The sequence below is a fragment of the Litorivivens sp. genome, from assembly GCF_057445395.1.
In genome coordinates, this window is sequence record NZ_JBVBUV010000066.1 from 1 (window position 1) to 20,526 (window position 20,526).

The 20,526-nt window shown below is 54.9% G+C and carries 16 protein-coding genes; 8 read left to right on the top strand and 8 right to left on the bottom strand.

All coding sequences use genetic code 11. The annotated features are described in order from the left end of the window. Positions 1 to 469 (bottom strand): fumarylacetoacetate hydrolase family protein (locus AC222A_RS15295; protein WP_486775198.1); only part of this gene is annotated, 469 nt, incomplete at its 3' end. A gap of 12 nt (positions 470 to 481) precedes the next feature. Next, the gene (locus tag AC222A_RS15300; protein WP_486775199.1) at positions 482 to 1,894 is read right to left on the bottom strand and encodes an FAD-binding oxidoreductase; all 1,413 of its coding nucleotides are present in this window, start codon (positions 1,892 to 1,894) and stop codon (positions 482 to 484) included. Positions 1,895 to 2,011: 117 nt separating this feature from the next. Between AC222A_RS15300 and serA the strand changes: the two genes are divergently transcribed. The 4 genes from serA (at position 2,012) to ettA (ending at position 7,112) form a co-directional block, all read left to right on the top strand. Next, positions 2,012 to 3,238 carry a phosphoglycerate dehydrogenase gene (gene serA / locus AC222A_RS15305; RefSeq protein ID WP_372782582.1) on the top strand — a complete coding sequence of 409 codons (1,227 nt, stop codon included), beginning with the start codon at positions 2,012 to 2,014 and terminating at the stop codon, positions 3,236 to 3,238. 2 nt (positions 3,239 to 3,240) lie between these two features. Next, a complete protein-coding gene (locus AC222A_RS15310; RefSeq protein ID WP_372759734.1) occupies positions 3,241 to 3,606 on the top strand; it encodes a hypothetical protein in 366 nt (121 codons plus the stop codon). Positions 3,607 to 3,673: 67 nt separating this feature from the next. Further along, the gene (locus AC222A_RS15315; protein ID WP_372759736.1) at positions 3,674 to 5,290 is read left to right on the top strand and encodes an ABC-F family ATPase; all 1,617 of its coding nucleotides are present in this window, start codon (positions 3,674 to 3,676) and stop codon (positions 5,288 to 5,290) included. A 160-nt stretch (positions 5,291 to 5,450) separates the two neighbouring features. Continuing rightward, on the top strand, positions 5,451 to 7,112 hold the full coding sequence (ettA, locus tag AC222A_RS15320; RefSeq protein ID WP_372759146.1) for an energy-dependent translational throttle protein EttA: 1,662 nt from the start codon (positions 5,451 to 5,453) through the stop codon (positions 7,110 to 7,112). Between the two features lie 136 nt (positions 7,113 to 7,248). Here the strand turns inward: ettA and AC222A_RS15325 are convergent, their stop codons facing one another. Beyond that, entirely contained in the window at positions 7,249 to 9,039 is a 1,791-nt protein-coding gene (locus AC222A_RS15325; protein WP_372759147.1) for a cation:proton antiporter, read from the bottom strand. Positions 9,040 to 9,166: 127 nt separating this feature from the next. On the opposite strand from AC222A_RS15325, the gene AC222A_RS15330 reads away from it, so the two are divergent. Beyond that, positions 9,167 to 9,682: a glycoside hydrolase family 108 protein gene (locus tag AC222A_RS15330; protein ID WP_372750038.1), complete on the top strand. Its 516-nt coding sequence runs from the start codon at positions 9,167 to 9,169 to the stop codon at positions 9,680 to 9,682. Between the two features lie 101 nt (positions 9,683 to 9,783). On the opposite strand, the gene AC222A_RS15335 is transcribed toward AC222A_RS15330, so the two are convergent. Together AC222A_RS15335 and AC222A_RS15340 are read right to left on the bottom strand one after the other, a co-directional pair. Beyond that, entirely contained in the window at positions 9,784 to 11,907 is a 2,124-nt protein-coding gene (locus AC222A_RS15335; RefSeq protein ID WP_372750037.1) for a PQQ-dependent dehydrogenase, methanol/ethanol family, read from the bottom strand. A 125-nt stretch (positions 11,908 to 12,032) separates the two neighbouring features. Continuing rightward, positions 12,033 to 12,674, bottom strand: coding sequence for an outer membrane protein (locus tag AC222A_RS15340; RefSeq protein WP_372759643.1), 642 nt, complete (start codon positions 12,672 to 12,674; stop codon positions 12,033 to 12,035). A 167-nt stretch (positions 12,675 to 12,841) separates the two neighbouring features. Between AC222A_RS15340 and AC222A_RS15345 the strand changes: the two genes are divergently transcribed. Beyond that, positions 12,842 to 13,261, top strand: a complete 420-nt coding sequence (locus AC222A_RS15345; protein ID WP_372759642.1) for a PaaI family thioesterase — start codon at positions 12,842 to 12,844, stop codon at positions 13,259 to 13,261. A 7-nt stretch (positions 13,262 to 13,268) separates the two neighbouring features. On the opposite strand, the gene AC222A_RS15350 is transcribed toward AC222A_RS15345, so the two are convergent. Further along, the gene (locus AC222A_RS15350; RefSeq protein WP_486775200.1) at positions 13,269 to 15,797 is read right to left on the bottom strand and encodes a TonB-dependent receptor; all 2,529 of its coding nucleotides are present in this window, start codon (positions 15,795 to 15,797) and stop codon (positions 13,269 to 13,271) included. A gap of 415 nt (positions 15,798 to 16,212) precedes the next feature. Here AC222A_RS15350 and AC222A_RS15355 point away from each other — a divergent pair, with 415 nt between their 5' ends. After that, positions 16,213 to 16,821, top strand: coding sequence for a TetR/AcrR family transcriptional regulator (locus AC222A_RS15355; protein WP_372760516.1), 609 nt, complete (start codon positions 16,213 to 16,215; stop codon positions 16,819 to 16,821). A gap of 99 nt (positions 16,822 to 16,920) precedes the next feature. Next, on the top strand, positions 16,921 to 18,438 hold the full coding sequence (locus AC222A_RS15360) for a flavin-containing monooxygenase (RefSeq protein WP_486775201.1): 1,518 nt from the start codon (positions 16,921 to 16,923) through the stop codon (positions 18,436 to 18,438). Here the strand turns inward: AC222A_RS15360 and AC222A_RS15365 are convergent. Both AC222A_RS15365 and AC222A_RS15370 read right to left on the bottom strand, forming a co-directional pair. Next, positions 18,417 to 19,469 (bottom strand): AraC family transcriptional regulator, encoded by a 1,053-nt coding sequence (locus tag AC222A_RS15365; RefSeq protein WP_486775202.1) that lies wholly within the window; start codon positions 19,467 to 19,469, stop codon positions 18,417 to 18,419. The two genes, AC222A_RS15360 and AC222A_RS15365, sit on opposite strands and share 22 nt — an antisense overlap. Further along, the gene (locus AC222A_RS15370; RefSeq protein WP_372780890.1) at positions 19,466 to 20,341 is read right to left on the bottom strand and encodes an alpha/beta hydrolase; all 876 of its coding nucleotides are present in this window, start codon (positions 20,339 to 20,341) and stop codon (positions 19,466 to 19,468) included. The genes AC222A_RS15365 and AC222A_RS15370 overlap by 4 nt, the downstream gene beginning before the upstream one ends. Positions 20,342 to 20,526 lie beyond the last annotated feature (185 nt).

Genomic DNA, 20,526 nt, shown 5'->3' on the forward strand with positions numbered 1-20,526 from the left:
GCCGTTCACCGTTGCGATGCAGCTCAAAACGTAACTCTCGCCAGTTGGGGACACCGGCTGCCGGAACAAATGCCGACAGCGGGCAGGCGCCGTCGAATGCTTTGGCTCTCTCCCAGGGGTGGCCTTTGGCTTTTAGTTCTGACTGAAGCTCCCGAAGGGTGAGATCGAGTGCCAAGCCGTATCCCGCTATCGCAGCCAGGCAGTCCTCAGGTTTCGCCTGGCTTAACGTCGAGCCGATCAGCAGGGCGACTTCTAGTTCGTGGTGGCATTCACCCTTGCCCTGTGGGAGCGCTATTGGCGCCTCCAAGGCAGCCAGGGCGCTGGCGGGTTTGATGAAAAGCAGCGGCTGCTCGGGTACCGGGTTATTTAATTCCTTGGCATGAGCCGCGTAGTTGCGGCCCACACAGACGATTTTTCCCGGTGGCATCTCCAGCGGGCGACCATCGATAAAACGGTGTTGCGAATACATGGCAAAGCCCTTTTAGTCGAAAATTTTTCCAGGGTTCATTACACCGTTGGGGTCAAAAACCTGCTTCACGTGACGCATCAGCGCAATTTCCTCGGGGCTGCGCGAGTATTGTAGATAGTCTTTTTTCAGCAGGCCGACACCGTGCTCGGCCGATACGCTGCCACCGAAGCGCTCGACAATGTCGAACACCTCCAGGCTCACTTCACTGCACTGCTCAAAGAAGGTGGTTTTATCGAGGCTGTCGGGTTTGAGGATATTCAGATGCACGTTGCCGTCGCCGATATGGCCAAACCAGATAATCTCGAAATCCGGGTAACGGGCGTTGACCACATCTTCTACCGCCACCAGAAACTCTGGCACTTTGGAAATAACGGTGGAAATGTCGTTTTTGTAGGGGGTCCAGCGAGAGATGGTCTCTGAAATATCTTCGCGCAAACGCCACAAGTTTTTCAGCTGCTCCAGTGACTGACTCATAACGCCATCAATCACCCAACCCTTCTCCACAGCCTCTTCAAACAGGATCATGGCTTGTTCTTCTACCTGCTCGTTCAGTCGCTCAAACTCCAGCAGACAGTAAAACGGCGTCGCACTGTCAAAGGGGCGAGCCAGCCCCTGATGCTCTACTACCTTCTGCAGGGCCTGCTCGGAGAAAAACTCAAAGGCCGTAAGATCAATCGAGGCCTGAAAACGGTTGAAAACCTGCATCAGGGCATCAAAATCCGGCACCCCCAGCACCATCGCGGTCAGATCATGGGGCTGGCGGGTGAGTTGCATGGTCGCTTCCACCACGAGGCCCAGGGTGCCCTCAGCGCCGATAAAGAGCTGGCGCAGGTCATAGCCCGCGTTATTTTTCAGCAGGCCGTTGTTCAGTTCCAGCAGCTCACCCGTGCCGGTCACCACCTTCAGACCAGCCACCCAGTCGCGGGTCATGCCGTAGCGAATCACCTTGATACCGCCGGCATTGGTGGAGATATTGCCACCTATCTGGGAGGAACCGGCAGATGCAAAATCCACCGGATAGAACAAACCCTGCTCCTCAGCGTATTGCTGAAGCTGCTCAGTGATCACCCCGGCCTCGCACTGCACAGTGCGATCAATGGGATCGAAGTGCTTGATTGCATTCATATAATCCAGTGCCAGCACGACCTCGCCATTGGCTGCCACCGCACCGCCGCTCAGGCCCGTGCGACCACCGCTGGGGACAATCCCAAACTCCAGATCATTGGCCCGCCGCACCACCGCCTGTACCTGCTCAATAGAACGGGGGAATACGATGGCAATTGGCGCTGGATCTACCGCGCGGGTCCAGTCTCGCCCGTAGGTGGCGAAATCATCGTCAGAACAGCGGACATTAGCGCCGCCTACAATTTCTTTAAGCTGGGTAATGATAACGTCGGCGCTTTCACGGCTAGCGGCTGCATTCATGGGGGCAATAGCCTCTATAAACAGGTCTGTAAAACGGGTGGCTAAACAGGCGATTCTGAAAGGGCGCGTATGGTACCATACGCGCCTTTTCCTGTACCGCTGGACATACCTAGACCCATGGCAAAGAAATCTCTCGACAAGGACAAGATAAAGTTCCTGTTGCTGGAGGGCGTACACCAATCCGCCGTCTCCCTGCTGGAAAACGCTGGCTATACCAATATTGAGTACCATAAAAAGGCGCTCGAAGGTGACGAGCTGCTGGAGAGCATCAAGGACGCCCACTTCATCGGCATCCGCTCCCGCACCCAGCTCACCCGCGAAGTGCTGGAACAGGCACCCAAACTCAATGCCGTGGGGTGTTTCTGTATTGGCACCAATCAGGTCGACCTAGTGGCAGCCCTGGAGCGCGGTGTGGCGGTGTTCAACGCCCCCTACTCCAACACGCGTTCCGTCGCCGAACTGGTGCTGGCCGAAGCCATTTTGCTACTGCGCGGCGTAGCCGAGAAAAACGCCGCCGCCCACCGCGGGGAATGGATGAAATCTGCTACCGACTCTTATGAGATTCGCGGCAAGAAATTAGGCATTATCGGTTACGGCTCAATCGGCATGCAGCTCTCCGTGCTGGCCGAAGGGCTGGGCATGAAGGTGATGTTTGCCGACACCGTTAACAAACTGCCGCTGGGCAACGCCTCGCAGGTGAGCCTGAGCCAGTTGCTGAGTACCGCAGATATCGTCAGCCTGCACGTGCCAGAAACTGGCTCCACAAAGAACATGATTGGCGTCAAAGAATTCGAGCAGATGAAACAGGGCTCGATTTTGATCAACGCCTCGCGAGGCACGGTGGTCGACATTGACGCCCTCGCCAACGCCCTGCGCGAAAAGCGCCTGCTGGGTGCTGCCATCGACGTATTCCCGGTAGAGCCGAAAAGCAACAACGACGAATTTATTTCGCCACTACGCGAATTCGACAATGTATTTCTAACACCCCATATCGGCGGCTCCACGATAGAGGCTCAGGAAAACATCGGCATGGAAGTGGCCGAGAAGCTGGTGAAATATTCCGACAACGGCACCACCGTTACTTCCGTGAACTTCCCGGAAGTCGCCCTGCCGTCACAAGATGGTCGCCACCGCCTGCTGCACGTACACAAAAACGTGCCCGGCGTGATGAGCGCTATCAACCAGATTTTCTCTGAGAACGACATCAACATTTCTGGCCAATACCTGCAAACCAATGAATCGGTTGGGTATGTGGTAATAGATGTAGATCAGGCCTATAGCGAACTGGCCCTGAGCAAGCTCAAAGAGATTAACGGCACACTGCGCTGCAGAGTGTTGTTTTAACGATGGCTAATGCCGTAAGCGATCTGGCAGACCTGGTAGGCAAAAGCTGCGTACTGGGTCTGAGTTACTACAATCCGGCCGGTGAGGTACTGAACCAGCGTATGCTCGCCGCCCGGGTCCAAAGCGCTGGCGATGAAGGCATTGTGTTGCGTCCGCTGCAAGACGAGCGCGATTTTACCCTGCCGCCGGAGTTGAGCTGCTGGTTTATTGCTCCCAAAGGCACCTTTACCGACAGTGAAGAGCAGACCATTGAAAACCCGGATTTTCTCGTGACCTGGGATGTGCACCGCAAGAAAGAAACCGGTGACGAAGGTGAGCACGAATGGTGGGAATGGGTGCCCTGCACTGTTCCACCGACCGTCGGTTAGCAACCGTCCGACAATCAACGCATTTTTCTCAACCCATACTGCGTTTTACACGCAAAGGATTTTCTTTTTGATCACCACCGCCAACGTCACCATGCAATTTGGTGCCAAACCCCTTTTTGAAAATATCTCTGTAAAGTTCGGAGGCGGCAATCGCTACGGGCTAATCGGCGCCAACGGCTGCGGCAAGTCCACCTTCATGAAGATTCTGGACGGCAGCCTCAAACCAAGTTCCGGCAATGTCTCGACCGACCCCAATGAGCGCGTGGGCAAGCTTTCTCAGGACCAGTTCGCCTTCGAAAAATTCTCGGTCATCGACACCGTAATAATGGGCCACACAGAGCTCTGGGACGTGAAGCAGGAGCGCGATCGCATCTATTCCCAGACAGAGATGTCTGAAGAAGACGGCATGAAAGTGGCTGATTTGGAAACTCGCTTTATGGAGCTCGATGGCTACAGCGCGGAAAGTAGCGCGGGCGAAATCCTGCTCGGCGCAGGCATTCCTCAGGAATACCACTTCGGCCCCATGAGCGAAGTCGCTCCCGGCTTGAAACTGCGGGTACTGTTAGCACAGGCGCTGTTTTCCGATCCAGATATTCTGCTGTTGGACGAGCCTACCAACAACCTCGACATCCACACTATCCGCTGGCTCGAAGATGTACTCAACCAGCGTAAAAGTACCATGGTAATCATTTCCCACGATCGCCATTTTCTCAACGCCGTGTGCACCCACATGGCCGACATTGACTACGGCGAACTGCGGGTTTACCCCGGCAACTATGATGATTTCATGACCGCGTCGACTGCGGCCCGCGAGCGGCTGCAAGCTCAGAACGCGAAGAAATCCGCCCAGATCGCTGATCTGCAGCAATTTGTCAGTCGCTTTTCGGCTAATGCGTCCAAGGCCAAACAGGCTACCTCGCGCGCCAAACAGATCGAGAAAATCCAGCTCGACGAGATCAAGGCCTCCAGCCGGGTATCGCCCTACATCCGTTTCAAGCAGGAGAAAAAACTGCACCGTCAGGCACTGACACTGGAAAATATCGGTCACGGTTTCGACAAACCCTTGTTCGCCAAAGGCAGCATGATTCTTGACGCTGGTAGTCGCCTGGCCATTATTGGGGAAAACGGCGCTGGTAAAACCACCTTACTCCGCTGCCTGATGGATGAGCTCCAGGCCAACGAAGGCGTGGTGAAATGGGCTGAGAATGCCAGCCTAGGCTACTGCCCTCAGGACAGCAGCGCCGACTTCGACAATGACCTCAATCTGTTCGACTGGATGAGTCAATGGCGCAAGCCCAGCCACGACGACCAGATTGTGCGAGCAACACTGGGGCGCCTGCTGTTTTCCTCGGACGACTTCAACAAGCAGGCAAAAGTCTGCTCTGGTGGCGAAAAAAACCGCCTGCTGTTCGGCAAGCTAATGATGATGGACACCAATGTGCTAATCATGGACGAGCCCACCAACCACCTGGATATGGAGGCCATCGAAGCCCTCAACCTGGCATTGGAGCATTATGATGGCACCCTGATCTTTGTCAGCCATGACCGCGAGTTCGTGTCATCGCTGGCGACCCGTGTTATTGAAATCAAAGATCAGCAGCTGATCGACTTTCAGGGCACTTATGACGAGTATCTTGCTCAGCAGGAAGTTGATAATCGCAAGCTCGCCAACGCCGCACGTTAAACCCTCCCCTCACCCCTCTCCTTCTGGAGAGGGGGCGCACTGAAGGTTCGCTCTCCCGGGGGGTGAGTCAGGGTGAGGGGGAAAGCGTTGGAATTGATTCCACCGCTCAAGTCAGCTACCTTGCGCCCATCTTTTCCAACGCTACCAATGAGACCCCAACATGGCCCAATACGTCTATACAATGAACCGGGTCGGCAAGGTTGTGCCGCCCAAGCGTCAAATTCTCAAGGATATTTCTCTCTCCTTTTTCCCGGGTGCCAAGATCGGCGTACTCGGCCTGAACGGCGCCGGTAAATCCACACTGCTGCGCATCATGGCCGGTGTCGATACCGAATTTAATGGTGAAGCCCGCCCCCAGCCCGGCATCAAAGTGGGCTACCTGCCACAGGAACCACAACTCGATCCGGAGAAAACGGTTCGCGAATGCGTGGAAGAAGGCCTGGGTGAAGTGAAGGAAGCCCAGATAGAGCTGGAAAAAGTCTACGCGGCCTATGCCGAGCCAGACGCCGATTTCGACGCACTCGCCAAAAAGCAGCAGCAGCTGGAAAACATCATCCAAGCGGCCGACGCCCACAACCTGGATCACCAGCTGGAGGTAGCAGCCGACGCCCTGCGCCTGCCGCCTTGGGATGCAACAATTGGCAATCTGTCAGGTGGTGAAAAACGCCGCGTAGCACTGTGCCGTCTCTTGTTGTCCGGCCCAGACATGTTGCTACTCGACGAGCCCACCAACCACCTGGACGCAGAATCGGTCGCCTGGCTGGAGCGGTTTCTCTGCGACTTCAGCGGCACCGTGGTTGCCATCACACACGATCGCTACTTTCTCGACAATGCAGCCGGCTGGATCCTGGAACTCGACCGCGGCCATGGCATTCCCTATGAAGGCAATTATTCCGATTGGCTGGAAGCGAAAGAAAAGCGCCTGGAGATGGAGGCGAAATCGGAGGTCTCTCGCAAAAAGACCATCGAGTCAGAGCTGGAGTGGGTACGTAGCAATCCCAAAGGCCGCCGCGCCAAAAGCAAGGCCCGCTTGCAGCGTTTTGAAGAACTGCAAAGCCAGGAATTTCAAACCCGCAACGAAACCAATGAAATTTATATTCCACCGGGTCCGCGCCTTGGCGACAAAGTTATTGAGGTCGAGGGCGTCAGTAAGTCTTACGGCGAGCAACTGCTGTTCGACAACCTGAGCTTCTCCGTACCTAAAGGCGCCATCGTCGGCGTGATCGGCGGCAACGGTGCCGGTAAGTCGACCCTGTTCCGCATGCTTAATGGCAAGGAAACGCCCGACAGCGGCAGCATCGAGATTGGTGATACCGTGAAACTGGTTTCCGTGGATCAGATGCGCGACAGCCTCGACGACAGCAAAACCGTTTGGGAAGCCGTCAGCGACGGTCACGACATCCTGAATATCAATGGCTACGAAGTCCCCTCGCGCGCCTATATCGGTCGCTTCAACTTCAAGGGCTCTGATCAGCAAAAACGCGTCGGCGAACTGTCCGGCGGTGAACGCGGCCGCCTGCAACTAGCCTGCACTCTGCGTCAGGGTGGCAACGTGCTGCTGCTAGACGAACCCTCAAACGACTTGGACGTTGAAACGCTGCGCGCACTGGAAGAAGCACTACTGACCTTCCCCGGCTGCGCCATGGTGATCTCGCACGACCGCTGGTTCCTCGACCGTATTGCCACCCACATACTGGCGTATGAAGGCAATTCAGAAGTGGTGTTCTTTGAAGGCAACTACACCGAGTACCATGCAGACCTGATCGAGCGAAAGGGCGAAAAAGCCCAGCCAGAGCGTGTGAAATACAAGAAGCTCAAGTAAGCTCGGTAGTTATCCGAGGCTCCTACCGCCGCGGTAGGAGCCTGCGCCGCAGGCGATCAGCGCAATAAACTGCGCGAAAATATGCTCATCTCCCACCGGCACCAATCTCGCTTTCAAGGCACGCTCTCGTATCAGCTTAGCTTTGACTTGGCGGAACAAAACTCACCAGAGTTTCTCCCACCTTCAGTGTCGGGTTTTCCTGCGACACCCAATCAAGCCGACCTTCTTTACTCACTACTGCCAGCATGATCGCATCGCCCGGTAATTGCATAATAATGTCTTCACCGCTGAACTCATCGGTAACCCGGGTTTTCTGAAAACGCCAGTCGCGTATCAGATTGTTCCAAAGCGCGCCAAAGGTGACCTTGCGAGAAAATACGCTGACCCCCCGACGCACATGGGAAACTTTTCGCCGATCGCTGTCATCATTCGTGTCGGCATCGGTTAGCTGATAGACCAGTGTTCTGCCTATCTCCGCCGCAAAGTGGTTACACACCATTGAGTTGTAAGCCACATTGCCGGTAGCGGCTAACACCACTTTTACACCGTCCAGCTCAAGCGCTTCTTCTGCGCGGTCCGAGAGTATTTCACCATACCAGGTGGGTACACCCTGTTGACGCGCCGGCCGCAGCCTCGACCAGTCAGCATCTGCCAGCAACACGTCCACCTTCAGCTCTCTGAGTACTTTGCACAACTGCACTGACCAGGGAGATGCGCCGACGATCAAGACACGCCCCGAACCCTCTGCGCGCAATTTCAGGCGGGTAGCAAGTGGCCCCAAACTGAAGCCATGCAAAATAACCGTGGCAAAGATCACCAGAAAAACAGCGGGTACCAGCAGGTCAGCGCCGTCATAGCCCGCCTCGATCATCGCCGGAGCAAACGCACCAGCCGATGCTGCCGCTACCACACCGCGCGGTGCAATCCAGCCCACCAGAAAGCGCTCCTGCCAGGGCATGTCGATTCCCACCGTGGAGATCCAAACCGTCAGTGGACGCACCACAAACAGAACGGTGAGAAGCATCGCGATCAACTGCCAGTTAATCTCTTTGAGCAATCGCGGCTCCAGCGACGCGGTGAGTATCACAAACAGGAAGGACACCAGAATAATGGTGATGTACTCTTTAAAACGGCGCATCTCCTCAATACTGCGCAGGCCCATATTCCCCATCACTACCCCCATCACCGTCACGGCCAGCAACCCGGATTCATGAAGTACAAGGTGAGATAGGGCATACACGCCCAACGCCACAGCAATGATCATGGGCGCTTTGAGATATTCGGGCACCCAGCCACGCCGAAAGAATGTACCAAGCAGGTAGCCGCCACCACCGCCAATCAGCACGGCAACCACCACTGCCGTGAGCAGACTGGTCAGCGCAACGCCAAGGCCACCGCCTTCGCCGGAATAAAGGAAATACTGGTAAACAATGACCGCCAGCATGACGCCCAGCGGGTCGTTAATAATGCCCTCCCATTTAAGGTAGGACGAGGTCCGGCGATTCAGGTTGGCGTGTTTGAGCAGCGGCATGATAACGGTGGGGCCAGTTACGACCAGAATGGCGCCCAGCAGCAGGGCTACCGGCCAACCCAGACCACCCACGAAATACGCCGCCAGCGTGCCCAGTACCCAGGCGACCAGCACCCCTACCGAGGTCAGACGCCGCACAACACGGCCTGCCTCCCGCAATTCGTGCAACTGCAGGTTAAGGCCACCTTCAAATAAAATCACCGCGACAAACAGTTGAATCACTGCGTTAAGACTGGGGCCGAAATCCACAGCCGGTTGCACCCAACCCGAGATTGGCCCAAGAATAAGGCCCGCGGTGGCCAAGAGCACGATGGCTGGAATCTTTAATTGCCAGGCAAGCCACTGACAGAGAATGCCGCTAACCAGAATGACTACCAGTGCCAGTGATAACTCCATCTGTACTCCCCTTTTTCCGTTGCTCTCAGCTTAGTGGCGGGGGCCCTTGCGCGCCACCGTAATTTTTTGACCTTTACGGAAAAGCCGGTGTATGGTTTTAGCCACTTGGTCTTGGCAGGGAATGCACATGGCTGATTTCGCACCCGCATTTGAAGAAATGATCCGCAATGAAGGCGGTTATATCCTCCACAACGTGCCCGACGACCGCGGCGGCGATACCTATGCCGGTGTAGCCCGCCGCTTCCACCCCCACTGGGCGGGCTGGCAATTTATCGATAGCGACGACCTGCAAAACCCGGCCCTGTTCGACTGCGTAAACACCTTCTACCGCGAGCACTTCTGGCAGCGTCTGCGCGGCGACGACATCGCCGATCAGCGCATTGCGGAAACGTTGTTTGATTTTGCAGTAAACGCAGGTCTTGGCACCGCCGCCAAACTGGCGCAGAGCGTTCTGGGCGTCACTGCCGATGGCATTATTGGCCCTGTCACCATTGGCAAACTGAACGACTTTCCGCCAAACGAATTTCTCTACCGCTATGCCATGGCAAAGGTGGCTCGTTACGCAGAAATTGTGAACCGCGACAAAAGCCAGTCGAAGTTTCTGCTGGGGTGGATCAATCGCACCTTAAAGGGGGTTGCCTGAATCGGCGATTCGCAGCAAGGCCCGCATCTTATCTGAACTCCAGGTATTGAAATTCCCTCCAAATACCCCGACTCCAGATAAGAGCCGGCCCTGACGGCGTGTTACTGCTGCGCTTTTACTCTCACCTCAAGCGGCTCGTTAGCTTCTGACATCACATACTGGCGGATCAGATCACTCTGCTGCTTGGTCACATCCGATTTAAACGACGGCATACCCTGACCCACGCGCGCACCGCCAATCACCACACTGTGCCAGGCATCCTCATGCGCCAACAGCGGCGACCAGCGCAGATCGGGCAACAGACCACTGGAAACCGCGTGATCTCCGTGGCACACCAGGCAGGAGCTGTTATAAAGCTTCTGGCCCTTCGCTAGCGCTGCTGCATCAACGGTTGGTTTGGGTACATCCGGCTTGGCGAGATGCCGCTCTGGCATCACCGGCAAACTGGCCTTGCCATCAAGCTTGAACACCAGCAGGCGCCCAACGCCCGGTGCGCTTTCCGCCGGAAAAAGCCCACCGTATATCAAGGCAAAGGCGCCGCCCCAGCCCGAAGCCACGGCAATGTATTGCTCGCCATCAATCTGGTAGCTGATGGGCGCGGCGACAATCCCGGTTTGAGCAAAGTGATCCCACAGGCGCTTGCCTGTGCGCGCGTCATAGGCCACAAATTTAGCATCCGCATTGCCCTGAAAGACCAAGCCTCCTGCTGTGGACAACACCCCGCCATTCCACGGACTGTTGTGCTCAACCTTCCAGGCAGCTTTCTGGGCAACCGGATCCCAGGCCAGCAGGCGTCCTTTTACAGCCGCGCGCATCGCCTTGAACTGGGCCATATCCGTTGGCAAGGAACCAAAGCTGGCGTCGGCTCCCGCGTTCCAACCCACCTCACTGGCGCTAAACGCTTCTTCGTCCGCATAAATATAGGGGGTTTCAAGTGCTGGTATATATACCAGCCCCGTTTGTTGGCTATAGGACATGGGATGCCAATTGTGCCCGCCCAGTGGTCCCGGCAACTGTAAATATGGTTTGCGGCCACCCCAACGCGCCTCAGGCAGTTCCACCGGTCGCCCGGTTTGCGTATCAATATGGCTGGCCCAATTCACCGGCACATAGTTTTCTGCCGAAATCAGCTCACCGGTAGCTCTGTCTATCACATAGAAAAACCCGTTTTTCGGCGCCTGCATGATCACCTTGCGGGTATCCTCCCCGATCTGCAGGTCTGCCAGAATCAGGTGTTGGGTGGCTGTGTAATCCCAGGTTTCGCCCGGCGTGGTCTGGTAATGCCACACGTACTCACCGGTATCCGGTTTGACCGCCACAATCGACGACAGAAACAGGTTATCGCCGCCCTCCGGGCTGCGAATGCTTTGATTCCAGGGCGAGCCGTTGCCTACCCCAAAATACAGCAGGTCCAGCTCCGGATCGTAGGCCATGGAATCCCAAACGGTGCCACCACCGCCAAAGCGCCACCAATCCCCGGTCCAGGTCTTCGCGGCCTCGGCCATAATTTCAGATTCAAAGCCCGCCTCGGGATTACCGGGCACCGTATAAAAACGCCATACCTGTTTACCGGTATTAGCGTCGTAGGCAGAAATATAGCCCCGCACACCAAACTCAGCGCCACCGTTACCAATCAGCACCTTTCCTTTTACCACCCGCGGCGCGCCGGTAATGGTATAGGGTTTATTTTGGTCTACGGTGACCACATCCCAGAGTTTGCGCCCGGTAGCGGCGTCCAAAGCCAGTAATCGACCATCAATAGTACCGGTGTAGATTTTACCGTCCCACCAGGCGACCCCGCGATTGACTACATCGCAGCACAGATCAGCGGCCTTGCTGCGATCCACCTGCGGATCAAAGCTCCAGATTTCCTCACCGGTTTTGGCATCGAGAGCGTAGACAACATTCCAGGTAGCGGTCACGTAGATACGGCCGTCGACAACCAGTGGTGTCGCCTCGATGCCGCGGCTGGTACCCAGATCAAAGGCCCAGGCCAGTCCCAGGCGTTCAACATTTTCAGTGGTAATCTGCGTTAGCGGAGAATAACGCTGCTCACTGTAGCCGCGACCGTGGCTGAGCCATACTTCAGGTGTGGTGTCGGCTGCTGCGATCCGCGCACCACTGTCTAGATCTGCGTCTTTCCCAACGGCCGTGGTGTTTCCCGATTGTTTGGAACAGGCTGTCGCTAGCAGGGCGACCAACAGTACAGCGATGCGTGCTTTCATTATTTTTCCTCTCGGCGCAGCTCCATGTTGGCACTGAGGATAAAGATTCAGCAGCGGCCTGTACAGCCACAAAAAAACCCGCAGGCGGGTTACGCCAGCGGGTTTAAGGTGAGAACCTGAATGGATCAATAGAGGTAGTAACGAACACCGAAGTTAAAGCTGTGACCGCGATTATCGAGGTCGATGCGACGATTGTCGTCTTCCAGCTCAATATCCGGCTCAGCGGAATACAGGCGATAGCCCAAGTCAAGACTGAGGTTCCGGGTTACCGCATAAGTAACGCCGCCACCCAGTTGAGCCACAGCAAACTCATCGTCGGCCGGGCCTTGCTTCAGCTGCCCTAGACCAAAGCCGAAACCGAGGTACGTACCCAGCGGCGAATCATTGAATTTGAAATCGCGCCAAAAGCTCGCCATCACTCTGCGTGATTCAATCGAATCTTCCTTTGACTGCTGTGAACGAATACCGAAATCTGCCTCGGTATACTCGAACTCTGTACGCCAGCCGTCACGGTTAATAAAACCAAAGTTGATTGCTGGATGGCGGTCGGTGTCGAAGCGTCCGCGGTAGTCGCGCGACACAATCGAAGAGGTACAGGCGACCAGCGTGCAGTTCTCTACCCGCTCACGATCGTGCACCGTGTTGTTGTTCATGGTGGTTTCGTAAGATGTCGCACCGATGTACCAAGTATCACGCGCCCAGGTTGGGGCACTCAAAGCCATCAACAACGACAGGCCTGAAACAGCTATCCCCTTGTTCACACGCATTAAAACCTCCCTATATCGTTACAGCAAAATATGGCGCCAGTGTAAGTTGCAGCGGGTTAACCAAACCTGAACAGCCAGCGTGAGCGACCGCACAATTCATTAACAAGCTGTATACCTGTGCACATTACGCATTCGGCACAATAACTGGATCACTTGAGGAGAAAACAATGCAGCAGGCCAAACCACCCGAAGGCTTTACCCCCCTCCCTCTGAACGGCACCTTTAACGATGCGCTGCACCCGGTTTACATAAAGGTATCCGACGACAGCGCGCCGGAAGTAGGGCTGTTACTGCAAAAACAGCATTTGAACAGCATGGGAATCTGCCACGGCGCGGTCACCATGGCGTTATTCGATATCGCCTTCGCCTGTGCTATCGGGTTTGAAGCGAAAAATTACCAAACACCAACAATCAACATCAGCATTGATTACCTCAGCGCGTCAAAAGAAGGCGAGTGGTTATGGGTTGAGGCCGAGTGCCTTAAAACGACAAAGACCACAGGCTTTGCCTCAGGGCTTATTCGATCTGAAGCGGGAGTAAAAGCGCGTGGCAGCGGTGTGTTCAAAATCCCCGCGCCGAAGACGTAAGATCTGGCTAAAAGTCGAGCGCAACTTCCAGACCAAATGTGCGCGGATTACCTTGCACCAGGGTAGCCGCGCCGAGCGCTGCACTCACCGAAAACCCGCTTTTGAAATATTCCCTGTCGGCCAGGTTGTCTACAAACGCTGTCAGGCGAAATGTCTCCGAGGGTATCCAGCTCAAACGCGCATTGAACATATCCAGCGCATCAACGTAGGAGCTCTCGTACTCCACCGCTTTAAAGTCGATACCGGTAAATAGTTCGTCGCGGTGATAATAAGCCAACCTCGGCATAATAAGTCCGATCGGCGTCATCCACTGGTACATCACCGCAAGGGAGTAGGTCGCTTCCGGAACTAGCGCAAAGTCTTCTTCACTGCGATCTACCGTATCTTGCCCCTGCCCCGGAATAACAATCTGCCCCATGAACTCATCATAACTGGCATCAGTATAGGAAAAACTACCTTGTAGGAACCAGTTACCGAGCACCAGGGTGGACTCCATTTCAAGGCCCTGCACAGTCGCCAGGCCAGCATTCGAAAGGAACAGATAAATATCGCTGATGCGCTCACCCTGCTCTGCCACGCGCACCTGAATCTCCTCGTAATCCAGGCGGTAAAGCGCTGCATTGAAGCGCAATCGCGAGTTCAGGCCATCGAGCTTAACGCCCACCTCATAATTATTAACCTGCTCTGGCTCAAAGGGCACCAGCTCTGGGCCCCGCGGCTCAAAGCCACCAGCCTTGAAGCCCTCACTGTAGGTGGCATACACCATGAAGCTGTCCAGGTTCATGGTGTCGAGCCATTCGCCGGGCGCCACCATCGACAAGGTGACCGACGGTGAGAAATCTGTCCAATCCGCCTGTTTTACGTCGCGAGATTCGCGAACAATGACCGGTAGGTCCGGGATGTTCTGTCCTATCTGGTCGAAAATCGGCACCGGCACCGGCGAGTAGAAACCGGCCTGACTGATATAACTGGTTGGGAAACCGAAACTGCTCAGGCGCTGGCCGTATTCCTGATGGTCAATCTCAAAGATTGTGAGGTCACGCTCTCGCTCTTCATAGGTATAACGCCCGCCAACGGTCAACGACAGGTATTCGGTCAGCTCATAGCTGCCCTGCGCAAACAGCGCCCAGCTTTTGTTTTCCAGATTGCTGCGGGTCGCCAGAAAGGTCGCCAGTGGAAATACAAAACCATCATCCACGCCGACACACAGCGCACCCAGCGCCGGCGAGCCGGCCGCACAGGCGGTGGACGGCCGGATGCCACCCAGACCCTTGGGACCGATCAACTGCGCAAAGGGGTTGTCATCAATCGTTTCCAGCGACGCAAATGCCCCCAAGGTAAATTGCAGGCGATCGCTGAACGCCGCACCGTTCAACTGCAATTCCTGACTGAACTGCATACGCTCTTCTTCCGGAACCGGTTCGCCGTCAGCCTCCAAGGTAGAGTTCAGCGCGATGCTGCCATTGTTGACTGCGCTGATCTCAGTGCCATCCTGATCGTCATTACGCACGATATTATTTTGCAGGCTCAGGCCGGAAATACTTTTCAGCTCGTAGTCGTCAGATAATGCCCAATTCAACGTCAGCGCAAAAATACTTGTATCCATGGCGATGCGACTGTCTGCGCGATTAACCACCAACTCACGATCATCAACCGCCGCTTCGCTTGCCGCGCAGGCATCGGCAAAATCCGGGCGGTTGGGATAACGCAGCTGGGCAATATTGGATTCAGGGTTTTGCAGGAGACAGCTGATACCCGTGCTGAGCTCGTCCTGCCGACTCCAGTAACTGAAAACATCGACGGAAAATGTCTCACTCACATCCCACAACAGACGCCCGGTTGCCGCAACCCGGTCCTCATCGCCAAAAGTGCCGCCGTCAAAGCGATTGTCAAAGTAGCCGTCACTGCGCTTGCTGTTGAGCGCGAAGCGCAATCCAACCTTGCCTTCAACCAACGGAATATTGCCGCTGAATTTTGCATCGCGCCGACCAAAATTACCTGGCCTGAGCAACAGCGAACCCTCTAGTGACTCAAGATCCGGCTCACGGGTTGATACCAGTATTGCGCCGCCGGTATTGTTTTTGCCAAACAACGTACCCTGCGGCCCACGCAGGACCTGAATCGTTTGAGTATCAACGGTATCGAGTAATTGGGAGTCTTGCCGCGCAATGAATATACCGTTCAGGTAAACCCCAACTCCGGGGTCGAGCACCGCCGCAGCCTCGCGCTGACCTATTCCACGAATAAAAATGGCCGGTGTTTTCGAACCGCTTTCACCGAACTGCAGCCCCGGCACCGACTGTTGCAAGTCGGTAATCGCCGTAATGCCCGCTTCAGCCAAGGCATCAGCATCCAGCGCACTGACCGCCACCGGCGTCTCCTGCAGTTTCTCGGTTCGCTTGCGCGCCGTGACGTACACTTCTTCAAGCACATTAGACCGGGCTGTCGGCTCCTTAGCCGCAGCATCCTGCGCCAGCGCTGACGTTAGCGGGGAAATGCAAATCGTTATAGTAAGCAGCCTAAACCAGACGTTCATACGTGCATCCCCCTGCATTATTATTTTCTGCGCCTAAAAAACGTAGGCTTAACGCCAACGGCACAATATGAGGCTCATCGCTCGGCCGGCACTTTGGCCTTGGCTTTAGCTTTGACGGCGGCAGTGTCGATAGATTTTGATCGGATAATGAAATCGAGCGAAAGTGGATGGACAGGCGCAGTCTAGAGACCTCGACCTCGGTAGCTGCCAGCGTCTGGCAGCCATACTGCCTGCACTGCCCCGTTACGGTCGCAGAATTGGCGCCGTTCAGAAGGACATCAATAGCGTCGCTCTCGGACATGATTTTCCGGACGATTTATATTATTATCTCTAAATATACTACAGTATATTTGATTTACAATCTCAATTTTGAGCAACCCCGCCTTCCGCCGACGCACCTGAGGTTTCAACGCGCATGACAGCCGCCCAACCCATCAACCGCATAGAAAAACGCAAACTGGAATTCCGGCGGAAGATTACGGAAGCCGCTGTGCGGCTGTTTGAAGAAAACGGTGTTTCTGACACCAGCATCGCTTCCATTATCAAAGAGGCGGATATCGCCCATAAAACGTTCTTCAACCATTTCCCAACCAAAGAACATCTGCTTCGCCATGTAGCCAGCACCTTTAGCCACCGCGCCTACCAATCTTTTTCCGACCAGATTACACGCATAAACGATCCGAAGAAGCGTGTCGCATTCTGTCTAAAGAGCATTGCCAAGGAACTTTCCGGGGTGAAAGACCACTACAAAGAATTGCTCAATCTCTATCTCATCAGCGGCGCTGCAGAAAGCGACCTGCAAAGTGAACAACGCGCTCAATTTACGTCGTTGATCCGGCAGATCATTGTCGAGGCCCGGGCACAGAACCAGCTGCAACACGATTTTTCCGACGACACACTCACCGACATCATCATCGGCCTTTGCATAGCCACGCTGCTAGCCTGGAGCCTGGAAGACAATTACCCGATCGTGGAAAAAATGCGGCAGCAGGTGGAATTCATCAACGCTACGGTGTTTGTCTAGCTGCTGTCGCGAAATATCAGGTTCTGCGCAGCCGACGACATTCAGCTCGGCAGGCGCTTTCGCTAAGGTGATAGCAGATCAGGATACAAGGTGCCACACATGAACACACAACGGCAAAACCCTTCTGTGGTGATAATCGGTGCCGGCATGACCGGCATTGGTCTGGCGATAAAGCTCAAGCTCGCCGGCATCAACAATATAACGCTACTTGAAAAAGCCGGCTCAGTTGGTGGCACCTGGCGCGAAAATACGTACCCCGGTGTTGCCTGCGATGTACCATCACATGCTTACACCTACAGTTTTGCCCCCAACCCGGACTGGAGCAGCTTTTTCGCGCCGGGACACGAGATATGTGCCTACTTCCAATCGGTGTTTGACCGCTATGCGTTAGCCGAGCACACATACTTCAACGAAGAGGTAACTCGCTGCCACTACGAACGCGGTCGCTGGCAGGTCGAAACCGCCAACGACAAACACTTCGAGGCAGACTTTCTGTTTTCAGCCACGGGTTTTCTGCACCGTCCAAAATACCCAGAGATACCTGGACTCGAAAATTTCGCCGGCCCCAAAATGCATTCCGCGCGTTGGGATCACTCGGTTGAACTCAAAAGAAAAAAGATTGGCGTGATAGGCACCGGTTCCAGTGCCACACAAATTATTCCTGAACTCATAGATACCGAGAATACTCAGGTTTCGGTCTTCCAACGCACCGCACAATGGATCGTACACACTGATAACAAGCCCTACAGCGAAAGCGACAAGGCCAAGTTTCGCGCTAAGCCCTCTCGCATAGAACGCGTAAAAAACCTGTCTCTCTATGTTTTCGAACAAGGCACGACAGCGCTGACCAGCCAGTCACTGTTTTACCGCACAATGCACAAGCTGTTTGCATGGAATGCGGTCCGCCACTTGAAACAGAAAGTCAAAGACCCTGAGCTCCGTAAAAAGCTAACGCCCGACTATACGTTCGGCTGTAAACGGGTTGTGATGAATGGACGCTTTTACGATGCGATGCAAAAACCTAATGCTCACCTCGTCACAGAGAAAATAGCGAAGGTAGTCCCCAATGGGATTGTGACCGCTGACGGCCAACACCACGAGCTGGATATCCTCGTCATGGCGACCGGATTCGACTCCACCGCCTTTATGCGCCCCATCTCACTAGAAGGCCGGGACGGCATCACCATCAACGATGTCTGGCGCAAAAAAATGGTGGCATACCGTTCCATGTGCCTTCCTGGCTTCCCGAACTTCTTTCTAACCCTCGGACCCAACAGCCCAGTTGGTAACTACTCGGTGATAGCCATCAGCGAAAAGCAGGCCGATTATGCAATACAACTAATCAATGCGTGGCAGAGTGGCACTCTGGAAACCGTTGAAGTAAAACGCTCCGCGCTGGATTCCTGGTACGCTAAGCTGAAAGGCAAACTGTCCCATACCATATGGGCCAGCGGCTGTCAGAGCTGGTACCTTGATGCCGATGGCGATCCACTCACCTGGCCCGATAGCTGGAAGGCCTGGACCCGCATGATGAAAACCTGCAATCTCGACGATTTTGAACACGTGTCGGTGCAAGCGCAGAACGACACAGAGACCTATTCCCTGGCCGAATCCTGACCCTTACGCCACTGCTGAGGCGATACTCCCTCCCACGTTTTAAAGGCGTGGGAGAACGCAACCCCATCGTTAAAGCCAAGCTCCAACGCAATCTCCTCGATCGCCGCAGCTGAATAGCTCAGTCTGTCTCTGGCACGTTTGGCACGCACGTCGCGCAGTATTTCACTGAATGTCACCTGCTCGCGCTTGAGGTACCGCTGCAGCGTGCGACCATCAACACCCAGATCAGACGAAAGTGCCTGCAAATCTGGAATGGGGGTCTGGATTAATAGTCGATCGCGAACAACGCAGGCATATCGGAATGGAGCATCCATTTCCGCGGCCTGCCGCGCGCATTGCGCTTCGTAAAATTCCAACGCCAGCGGGTCAGCTGTGGGCAGTGGTCGCGCCAGCTCACTGGCCTTGAATGCAAGGAATGCAATTTCATGCCCGGACAGTACCTCACAACCAAAAAAGTGCTCATAAAGCGCAAACGATTCTTTAATGTCATGGGAAAAGCCCACACGTTCAATAATAAAGCTGGCGCCGAGGGCCTCGCCAAACAGCGTTTTCATGCACGCCATGTCGCGCTCCAGCAAAAAGCGTTCGACAGGGCTATTCCCTGCCTGGAGATCGAACCGAATTAAATCACCCTGCATTGTCCCCCGGGTTTCACAGACACCCCAGACCAGTCGTGGATAACGCATAATCAGCTCAAATACATCACCCAAGGTGGCGCAGGCTCGCATCGCCAGACCAAGCATTAGAAAATTGTGCAGGTGATAGTAATGCGCCAACGCCAGACTCGGCGCTGGCTCTCTCAGATACCGCAGCGCCGCCTCAACAATCCGAAACTCATCGTCTCGACTGATTGTGAATGCGGGGTCGAACAACTCAAACCGCCGGATATTCACGGGGGCAAGCACTGCATCAATATCAACCCCGCGATCACTGAGCATATTGAGCAACGGAATCAAGCCGCAGGCGAGGCGCCGCTGGTAGCGCAGATTCGCACCGGCGAATGGAAAGGGTTCAGTCGCGGAGCGCGTCATAACTCCAGATGACGCAACCAGGCGACAATATCCTCCATCGCCCGGTTATGGTCTTTTGTGGGGCCCATGATGCCGATAAACCCGTGCTGGCAGCCTTCGTATTCTGCGTGCGACACAGCAACGCTTGCCGTCTGTAGTTTCTCAACGTAAGCCCGCCCCTCGTCGCGCAACGGATCCAGTTCGGCGGTTATCAATAACGTGACCGGTTGCCCCCCGAGGTCGTCGCGCCGCAGCGGTGTGGCCCGGGGATCAACAAACGCTTCTTTCTCCGAGCGCCCCAGATACGTATCCCAAAACCAGATCATCTGCTTTTCAGTCAACAGGTAACCTTTCCCGCATTCCTTGTAGGAAGCAAACCCTGACTGGTAATGATCCGTCACTGGGTAGATTAGCAGCTGGCCCTTTAACAGGCCGGGATATCGTTCTCGTGCTTCCAGCGTGGTCACCGCTGCCAGATTTCCACCGGCGCTGTCGCCGCCGATATAAACACGCTCCAATGACAGACCATGAACCTGCGTTTGTGACACAAGCCAGTCCAATGCAACCATGCAATCATCTACGGCGGCAGGAAACAACGATTCCGGCGCACGTCGATAATCCACCGACACGACCGCTATCTGCGCCCGTTGACACAAGTCGCGGCAGAAGCCGTCATAGGAGGCAACATCGCCAATTACGAAGCCGCCGCCGTGGAAATAGAGCATTACAGGGCGCGGCGCCTCCGTATCCGGCGTATAGCACCGAACAGATACCTGACCACCAGCAAGGACATAATCATGGGTTACAACCGAACGATTGCGACCGCGCCACAGTAGATTGTTCGCAATTTTGAAACCACCACGAAACAATTGCGCTTTCAGCTTGTTTAACAAAATAAGACCTCTAGCTATCGTATTAACAGTTCTACCGGCATGTCATCAGTCGGCTTCGGCAAAGGCAAGGTCTGCATAAAAGGTTCTTTAGTGTGTTTTGCAAAAAAATCATATTTCAACAAGAACTGGTAGAGAAAGCACTTGTACTCCATCTGCGAAAAGTGCATGCCAATACACTTATGTGC